The following is a 7,954-nucleotide window of genomic DNA, read 5'->3' as shown; positions in this document are numbered from 1 at the left end:
TGTCATTCGGCCTGCAATATTGACCCCCTAAGCCGGGGGATCGGCGTCCAAAATTGACCCCCTACAGGTTGGTCTGTTGCGCTGCCTGCTTTGTAATGAAGCAGGTGGTCGGGGATGCTGGTCGTGGAGACAATTGCCCGGATACGGCGCGAACACTTCATCAAGGGCAAGACGATCAAGGAGATCGCCCGGGACCTGAAGGTGTCGCGGAACACGGTCCGGAAGGTGCTGAGGTCGGGAGAGACCTCATTCGAGTACGAGCGTGTTGTCCAACCGCGGCCGAAGCTGGGACGATGGGCAGCGGAGCTCGACGGATTGCTTGCGGGGAACGCAGCTAAGGCTGCTCGCGAACAGTTGACGTTGATCCGGATCTTCGAAGAGCTGCGCGGGCGCGGCTATGATGGCGGTTACGATACCGTTCGGCGTTACGCCAGGCGGTGGAGCCAAGAGCGTGGGCAATCGACGGCTGCAGCCTATGTCCCGCTGAGCTTTGCGCCTGGGGAAGCCTATCAGTTCGACTGGAGCCACGAGGTCGTCCTGCTCAATGGCGTAACGGTGATCGTGAAGGCCGCCCATGTCCGGCTCTGTCACAGCCGGATGCTGTTTGTGCGGTGCTATCCGCGCGAGACACAGGAGATGGTGTTCGACGCCCACGACCGGGCATTTGCTCTGTTCAAGGGCACCTGCGGACGCGGCATCTACGACAACATGAAGACGGCGGTGGAGACCATCTTCGTCGGCAAAGGGCGTCTCTACAATCGCCGCTTCATGCAGATGTGCAGCCACTACCTGGTCGATCCGGTTGCCTGCACGCCAGCGTCGGGCTGGGAGAAGGGTCAGGTCGAGAACCAGGTCGGACTTGTCCGGGAGCGCTTCTTCACGCCACGGCTGCGGTTCAAAACCCTCAACGAGTTGAACGCGTGGCTGTTGGACAAGTGCATCGCCTACGCCAAAGCGCACCGGCATCCGGAACTGATCGAACAGACGGTCTGGGAGGTGTTCGAAGCTGAGCGACCGAAGCTCGTTCCCTATGCCGGCCGGTTCGACGGATTCCACGCGGTGCCGGCGTCGGTCTCGAAGACCTGTCTGGTGCGTTTCGACAACAACAAATACTCGGTCACGGCCAGCGCTGTCGGGCGGCCTGTCGAGGTTCACGCCTACGCCGACCGCATTGTGATCCGCCAGGACGGGCGCATCGTTGCCGAGCATGCTCGCTCGTTCGGCCGCGGCGATACCGTCTACGATCCCTGGCATTACGTGCCGGTGCTGGCTCGCAAACCCGGTGCCTTGCGCAACGGCGCTCCCTTCAAGGACTGGGTACTGCCGGCCGCGATCGAACGTGTACGGCGCAAGCTCGCCAGCGCCGACGATGGCAATCGGCAGATGGTCGACATCCTCAACGCAGTTCTGACCGACGGCTTGCCGGCCGTCGAAGCCGCCTGCGCCGAGGCGATCACTCACGGCGTTCATTCCGCCGATGTCGTGCTCAACATCCTGGCCCGCCAGCGTGATCCTGCGCCACCGGCCAACATCCTCACCCCGGCTGCGCTGACATTGCGCCATGCCCCGATCGCCGACTGTGCCCGTTACGACAACCTCAGGAGAACCATCTGATGGAACGTACTCAACTGTTCGACCTCATGAGCGAGCTCAAGCTCTACGGCATGAAGGCCGCCTTCGATGAGATCATGGCGACCGCTGTCAAACGCCAGCACGAACCTCAACGCATTGTCGGCGACCTGCTCAACGCCGAGATCAACGAGAAGCAGGCGCGCTCGATCAAGTACCAGCTCACCATCGCCAAACTGCCGCTGGCCAAGGACCTTGAGGACTTCCAGTTCGAGGGCACTCCTATCAACCAGACGCTGGTCAATGATCTCGCCGGCGGCGGCTTCATCGCCCAGCAACGTAACGCCGTCCTGGTCGGCGGTACCGGCACCGGCAAAACACATATGGCCATCGCCATCGCCAGAAGCTGCATCCGATCTGGTGCCCGCGGCCGCTTCTACAACGTAGTCGACCTCGTCAATCGCCTGGAGATCGAGACCCGCAATGGACGGCAGGGTCGCATCGCCGAGCATCTGACCCGGATGGACTTCATTGTCCTCGACGAACTCGGCTACCTTCCGTTTGCTCAATCCGGCGGCCAGCTACTGTTCCATCTCGTCAGCCGGCTCTACGAGCGCACGTCGATCGTCGTCACCACCAACCTATCCTTCGGGGAATGGCCCAGCGTATTTGGCGACGCAAAGATGACCACCGCGCTGCTCGATCGTCTGACTCACCATTGCGATATCGTCGAGACCGGCAACGACAGTTGGCGCTTCAAGAGCCGCGACGACGATCACGCAACCCGCGCTCGCACCGTCTCCGCAACCCCGACCAGCTCCGACGGCGCGAGCGCTACCGCCAAAACCCGTCGCCCAAAGGGGTCAAAATTGGACGCCGATGCGGGGTCAAATTTGAACGCCGATTGACACCGGCCCATGGCCGACTGCGCACGCTCTGCAAAACAACTTGCCATGAGCATAGACCCGCTCGGCTCACGCAACAACTCCACGTTACGAGCGGTGCGCGTGTGGGTATTTTTCGACGGGCTCAGTGTGAGTGGTCATAGGCGCGATAGATTTTCCAGTCTGCCCGGATCGATACCCTCATCCAAGAAAGTATCGATCCGGGCAGGTTCTTGGATCGCCCGCGATCAATGCCGCGTTCGCCTCGCGTATCGTAAGCTGTCCGCGTCCATCAACAATCGATAGATCATCGGCTTCGCGCCGGGCGGAGCGGTCTGGATGCAGTGGCGATAGAACGCACCGGCCGCGCGCTCGTCAGCACCGGCAATCCCGTCAACCACGCGCGCGAGGTCGGAGGCGTTGTCCCAGTGAGTTGTTAGTTGCTCTTCGCGCGATGGCACGCGCATGAGCCAACTGAGATCATTGCTCATTGGCGTGTGTCCTCCGGTGCCTCGCGGGTCGCTGGGACTGGGGCGCGTTCGGTGCTGGAGTGCCCGCCGCGTAGTCCGGCAGGCTCGCGTAGTACGCGCGGACCGATTTGCCATCGATCAACGTGCGGGTGCCGGAGCGCTTGCCCGTGATGGTGCCAGCGGCTAGCAGACGATAGATGGTTGGCTTGCTGAGGGAGAGATATTCGGCGGCCCCTTGCGGGGATAGGGACAGAGGCTCGGACATGGTGGTACCGTGACGCGCCGGCTCAACGGCACTCCACGGGGCCATGGTGGCTGTATCCCGTTGCCCAAGGTGATCGCGGTTGGTCCCATCAGGGCCGCTCTGCCTCACGACGCGCTTGACCTATTCCTCGCCCCTTTGACAGTCAAGTGGGTTAGGATAGATCAGGCCGGATCATGGCGACGCCCAAAATCTCTGTGGGTACAGCCGTTGGTACAACGTCAAAAACAATAGCGATTTCAATGCGAAAATCCTTCTCGCATAGAAGCGCTGCCTCTTCCCTTTCCGCTAACAGCAAGGGAACGGGCATTTTTCGTCGGAGAGTGAACGATGGGTTACAAAGTCGCAGTGGTCGGCGCGACCGGCAATGTCGGGCGCGAAATGCTCAACATTCTCGACGAGCGCAAATTTCCCGCCGACGAGGTCGTTGCGCTGGCGTCACGCCGCAGCATGGGCGTCGAGGTCTCCTATGGCGACCGCACCCTGAAGGTCAAGGCGCTCGAGCACTATGACTTCTCCGACGTCGACATCTGCCTGATGTCGGCCGGCGGTTCGGTCTCCAAGGAATGGTCGCCGAAGATCGGCGCTGCCGGCGCGGTCGTGATCGACAATTCGTCGGTCTGGCGCATGGACCCGGACGTGCCGCTGATCGTGCCGGAGGTGAATGCGGACGCGGTTGTCGGCTTCACCAAAAAGAACATCATCGCCAATCCGAACTGCTCGACCGCGCAGCTCGTGGTCGCGCTGAAGCCGCTGCACGACAAGGCGGTGATCAAGCGCGTGGTGGTCTCGACCTATCAATCGGTGTCGGGCGCCGGCAAGGATGCCATGGACGAGCTGTTTTCGCAGACCAAGGCGGTCTACACCAACAGCGATCTCGTCAACAAGAAATTCCCCAAGCGTATCGCCTTCAACGTGATCCCCGAGATCGACGTGTTCATGGAGGACGGCTACACCAAGGAAGAGTGGAAGATGATGATGGAGACCAAGAAGATTCTTGATCCCAAAATCAAGCTTTCCGCCACCTGCGTGCGGGTGCCGGTGTTCGTCGGCCATTCCGAAGCTGTCAACATCGAGTTCGAGAATCCGATCTCGGCCGATGAAGCCCGCGATATCTTGCGCAACGCGCCCGGATGTCTCGTGATCGACAAGCGCGAGCCGGGCGGCTACGTCACGCCTTATGAGGCGGCAGGAGAGGATGCCACCTATATCAGCCGCATCCGCGAGGACGCGACGGTGGAGAACGGTCTCGTGCTGTGGTGCGTGTCGGACAATCTGCGCAAGGGTGCCGCGCTGAACGCGATCCAGATCGCCGAAGTGCTGATCAACCGCAAGCTGATCAGCGCGAAGAAAAAGGCGGCCTGACGGCGAGCTGATATCGCGGCGTGAGGACCTCCGTGCCATGACCGAGCAGCCGGCGCCCTATCGCCAAAATCCAACGCTGAAACGCGTCGAGCGCGGCTTCGAAGCCCTGCTGTTCAACAGCCGATGGCTGATGGCGCCGTTTTATTTCGGTCTTGTCGTCAGCCTTGCGGCATTGCTGCTCAAGTTCTGCATGGAGCTGTGGCACTTCATCCTGCATGTGCCGGCGGCGAAGGAATCCGACATCATCCTCGGCGTGCTCTCGTTGATCGACATCTCGTTGACCGGCAATCTGATCCTGATCGTGGTATTTTCCGGTTACGAGAATTTCGTCTCGAAGATCGATCCGGCAGGGCACCCGGATTGGCCGGACTGGATGACCAAGGTCGATTTCGGCGGCTTGAAGCAAAAGCTGCTGGCTTCGATCGTCGCCATTTCGGCGATCCAGGTGCTGAAGGCCTTCATGAACCTGGACACCGCATTCGATCCGAACAAGCTCGGCTGGCTGGTCGGAGTTCATCTGTTGTTCGTGGTGTCGGCCTTCATGCTCGCGCTGTCCGACCGCTGGAGCGGAGATCACGGCGGCGAATAGCGAATGGAAATCTATTCGCTGACTTCCGCGGGGAGAAATTCCTTCGCGACCGGATCGAGCACGAACAGCGAGCCCTTGGCGACGCCGAAATAGGCGCCGTGCAGCTGCATCTCGCCGCGCTCGACGGCATCGCGCACGAACGGAAACGTCATCAGGTTCTCCAGCGAGCGGAACACCGCGGCCTTCTCGATGCGGACGACGAAGTCCTGCATGCTCTCATGCTCGCGCTGCTCGACCACTTCGCCCGGCTTGACGAACATCTGCATCCACTTGCCGATGAAGTCGCCCGGCGACAACGGTTGGATCTTGTCGACGAAGGCGCGGATGCCGCCGCACTGGGCGTGCCCGAGCACCACGATATGCTTCACCTTCAGCACGTTGACGGCATATTCCAGCGCGGCCGAGACGCCGTGGGTACCGCTATCCGGCTGATAGACCGGAACCAGATTGGCGACGTTGCGGACCACGAACAACTCGCCGGGGCCAGCGTCGAAGATCACTTCCGGGGAGACGCGGGAATCGCTGCAGCCGATCAGCATGGTTTCCGGCGACTGGCCACGTTCGGACAGCTCCCGGTAGCGCGACTGCTCGGTTGGCAGCCGCTGCGTGGCGAAGGTCCGGTAGCCGTCGATCAATTGCTTCGGAAAGGCCTGCATGGCCATTTGCTAACCACATGCTCGTGACCGGAACAAGACTTTCGGCATCGGGGCTGAGATGATAGGGGCAGGGGTTGAAAAGCGGCGCCTGATCAGTGCCTAAACAATGGACGTTCGCCGTTCCAAAGCGCTAAGGAGATGCCGATGACCCGTCCGCGCCGCAGCCTGTTGTTCATGCCGGGATCGAACGCACGGGCGCTGGAAAAGGCCCGTACGCTGGCGGCGGACGGCATTATCCTGGACCTTGAGGATTCCGTTGCGCCCGATGCCAAGGCCGTGGCGCGCGATCAGATCGCCAAGGCGGTCGCCGCCAAGGGGTTCGGCAAGCGCGAGGTGCTGATCCGCATCAATGCCCTCGACTCGCCCTGGTGGGTCGACGACATCGGCATGGCCGGCAAGGCGCAGCCCGACGGCATCCTGGTTCCCAAGATCTCCACCGTCGCCGATCTCAACGCCGTCGCCGATCGCCTCAGCGACATCAATGCCCCTGCCTCGATCAAGGTCTGGGCCATGATCGAAACCGCGCGCGCGGTGCTCGACGCCGACAAGCTCGCCGCAGCATCGGAGGATCCCGAAGTACGGCTGGCCGGCTTCGTGTTCGGTCCAAACGACATCGCGCGTGAAACCCGGATCCGGATGAAGCCGGGCCGCGCGGCCATGATCCCGATGATCACGCATTGCATTCTCGCGACCCGCGCCCACGGGCTGGAGATCCTCGACGGCCCCTATGGCGACATCGGCAATGTCGACGGCTTCGCCGAGGAATGTGCGCAGGGCCGCGATCTCGGCTTCGACGGCAAGACGCTGATCCATCCGAGCCATATCGATGCCTGCAACGCCATCTTTACGCCGCCCGAAGCCGACGTAACCGAAGCGCGCAAGATCATCGCAGCTTTCGAGAAGCCGGAGAATGCATCGCGCGGTGCGATCCAGCTCGACGGCCGCATGGTGGAGCGCCTGCATGCCGAGACGGCGCGCCGCACGATCGAGATCGCGGATGCGATCGCGGCGATGGGGCATTAGCTATCCGCGATTCCTTCCCTTCTCCCCCTGTGGGAGAAGGTGGCATAGGCGGCCTACGGGCCGCCGTCTCTAGAACGCCGATGCTTTGCATCGGCTACGGCGCCGGATGAGGGGCGTGTCTCCGCTTGCGAAGACCGTTTGTGCGGAGAAATACCCCTCACCCGGTTTCGATGCTGTCGCATCGAAACCACCCTCTCCCACAGGGGGAGAGGGTGCAGCAGTGCTTGCCTCACGTCCCAAATTTCTCCGTTGCCCATGCATACAGGCTGCCCGGTATCGGCGCGTCCTTGCCGCGTCCCTTCGGCGAGATGTGCAAGCCGATGATCTCGGGATCGTTCAGGTATCTCGAAAAATCCGACGGCTCGAAGAACAGCTTTGGTTCGGCGTGCACCGCATAGAATGACTGCTTCGGCAGCGCGTGCTGTAATTCGTCTTCGCGGCGCGCCAAGGCTGTCAGCGAGGCGGGGCCATAGATCGCGATGCGGATGTCGGACAAGCGATTTGATTTGCCGCGTAGCCGGCGCATCGCGAAGGTCAGGCGGTGGCGCAGTGCCAGCCAGTTCGGGGTGAGGTCGTCCTGTGCCATCAGCTCTTCGAAGGCACGCACGATCGGATCATTCGGCGGCAAATACAGCGCGGAATTGCCGAGCTGCCGTGGCCGCTCCCAGGCGAAATAGGGTTTTGCGGGATCGATCTCGACGGGCTTCAGCAGCAGCACGTCGGCATCGAGCCAGAGCCCGGCGCGCTGCGCCATCAGCTTCATGCGGAAGAAGTCGCTGAACTGCAGGATGGTCCAGTCGCGCCATGAACCATCGGGCTGTGGTGGACGCAGCTTCTCGGAGAATGAATGCGGCAGCACCGCTTCGGCCTTGGCATTGCCGACGCCGTCGGGCAGGCCGGGAATCGGATCGAAGCTGTAGACCGTGACCTTGTGGCCGACAGCCACCTGCGAGCGCAGGCAAGTCTGGCGCAACGCATCCATCGGGCCGTGCCAGAAGGTGACGATGTCGGGCAACATGCGCGCTGGAGCCATTTCCGTTCCGACGGAGTCGGAACGGGGCTCCAGACTCTTATCTTGACGCGTTTTCTTCACGCGAACCGGTATCCACTTCGCTCGAAAACGCTTCAGCTATAAG

8 protein-coding genes and 1 pseudogene are annotated in these 7,954 nt (G+C 61.7%); 5 read left to right on the top strand and 4 right to left on the bottom strand.

Going from position 1 to position 7,954, the window contains the following annotated elements; genetic code table 11:
• Positions 1 to 114 precede the first annotated feature (114 nt).
• Positions 115 to 1,684: pseudogene (gene istA / locus UP09_RS18335) on the top strand (IS21 family transposase).
• On the top strand, positions 1,614 to 2,477 hold the full coding sequence (gene istB / locus UP09_RS18330; protein WP_044536175.1) for an IS21-like element helper ATPase IstB: 864 nt from the start codon (positions 1,614 to 1,616) through the stop codon (positions 2,475 to 2,477). The pseudogene istA and the gene istB overlap by 71 nt, the downstream one beginning before the upstream one ends.
• 224 nt (positions 2,478 to 2,701) lie before the next feature.
• Here istB and UP09_RS18325 read toward each other — a convergent pair whose 3' ends face one another.
• Together UP09_RS18325 and UP09_RS39030 are read right to left on the bottom strand one after the other, a co-directional pair.
• Entirely contained in the window at positions 2,702 to 2,944 is a 243-nt protein-coding gene (locus UP09_RS18325; protein ID WP_156164658.1) for a hypothetical protein, read from the bottom strand.
• Positions 2,934 to 3,188 (bottom strand): helix-turn-helix domain-containing protein, encoded by a 255-nt coding sequence (locus UP09_RS39030; protein ID WP_197082694.1) that lies wholly within the window; start codon positions 3,186 to 3,188, stop codon positions 2,934 to 2,936. Before UP09_RS39030 ends, UP09_RS18325 begins: the two co-directional genes overlap by 11 nt.
• Positions 3,189 to 3,515: 327 nt before the next feature.
• Between UP09_RS39030 and UP09_RS18315 the strand changes: the two genes are divergently transcribed.
• Both UP09_RS18315 and UP09_RS18310 read left to right on the top strand, forming a co-directional pair.
• Positions 3,516 to 4,550 (top strand): aspartate-semialdehyde dehydrogenase, encoded by a 1,035-nt coding sequence (locus tag UP09_RS18315; protein ID WP_044539646.1) that lies wholly within the window; start codon positions 3,516 to 3,518, stop codon positions 4,548 to 4,550.
• A 37-nt stretch (positions 4,551 to 4,587) separates the two neighbouring features.
• Positions 4,588 to 5,139 carry a TIGR00645 family protein gene (locus UP09_RS18310; protein ID WP_044539645.1) on the top strand — a complete coding sequence of 184 codons (552 nt, stop codon included), beginning with the start codon at positions 4,588 to 4,590 and terminating at the stop codon, positions 5,137 to 5,139.
• An 11-nt stretch (positions 5,140 to 5,150) separates the two neighbouring features.
• Here the strand turns inward: UP09_RS18310 and UP09_RS18305 are convergent, their stop codons facing one another.
• On the bottom strand, positions 5,151 to 5,795 hold the full coding sequence (locus UP09_RS18305) for a carbonic anhydrase (RefSeq protein ID WP_044539644.1): 645 nt from the start codon (positions 5,793 to 5,795) through the stop codon (positions 5,151 to 5,153).
• 144 nt (positions 5,796 to 5,939) lie between these two features.
• Here UP09_RS18305 and UP09_RS18300 point away from each other — a divergent pair, with 144 nt between their 5' ends.
• Positions 5,940 to 6,818 (top strand): HpcH/HpaI aldolase/citrate lyase family protein, encoded by an 879-nt coding sequence (locus tag UP09_RS18300; protein ID WP_044539668.1) that lies wholly within the window; start codon positions 5,940 to 5,942, stop codon positions 6,816 to 6,818.
• A 229-nt stretch (positions 6,819 to 7,047) separates the two neighbouring features.
• Here the strand turns inward: UP09_RS18300 and UP09_RS18295 are convergent, their stop codons facing one another.
• Positions 7,048 to 7,836 (bottom strand): glycosyltransferase family 32 protein, encoded by a 789-nt coding sequence (locus tag UP09_RS18295; RefSeq protein WP_044539643.1) that lies wholly within the window; start codon positions 7,834 to 7,836, stop codon positions 7,048 to 7,050.
• Between the last annotated feature and the right edge of the window lie 118 nt (positions 7,837 to 7,954).

The organism is Bradyrhizobium sp. LTSP885, from assembly GCF_000938305.1.
Lineage (GTDB): Bacteria > Pseudomonadota > Alphaproteobacteria > Rhizobiales > Xanthobacteraceae > Bradyrhizobium.
Note: the sequence above shows the minus strand (reverse complement) of the source record. Positions and strands in the feature narration are given on the sequence as shown.

What these genes read in the sequence shown, in the direction of transcription:
- istB (WP_044536175.1), top strand. Translation starts at nt 1,614, where the DNA reads ATGGAACGTACTCAACTGTTCGACCTCATGAGCGAGCTCAAGCTCTAC.
- UP09_RS18315 (WP_044539646.1), top strand. Translation starts at nt 3,516, where the DNA reads ATGGGTTACAAAGTCGCAGTGGTCGGCGCGACCGGCAATGTCGGGCGC.
- UP09_RS18300 (WP_044539668.1), top strand. Translation starts at nt 5,940, where the DNA reads ATGACCCGTCCGCGCCGCAGCCTGTTGTTCATGCCGGGATCGAACGCA.
- UP09_RS18295 (WP_044539643.1), bottom strand. Translation starts at nt 7,836, where the DNA reads ATGTTGCCCGACATCGTCACCTTCTGGCACGGCCCGATGGATGCGTTG.
- UP09_RS18310 (WP_044539645.1), top strand. Translation starts at nt 4,588, where the DNA reads ATGACCGAGCAGCCGGCGCCCTATCGCCAAAATCCAACGCTGAAACGC.
- UP09_RS18305 (WP_044539644.1), bottom strand. Translation starts at nt 5,795, where the DNA reads ATGCAGGCCTTTCCGAAGCAATTGATCGACGGCTACCGGACCTTCGCC.
- UP09_RS18325 (WP_156164658.1), bottom strand. Translation starts at nt 2,944, where the DNA reads ATGAGCAATGATCTCAGTTGGCTCATGCGCGTGCCATCGCGCGAAGAG.
- UP09_RS39030 (WP_197082694.1), bottom strand. Translation starts at nt 3,188, where the DNA reads ATGTCCGAGCCTCTGTCCCTATCCCCGCAAGGGGCCGCCGAATATCTC.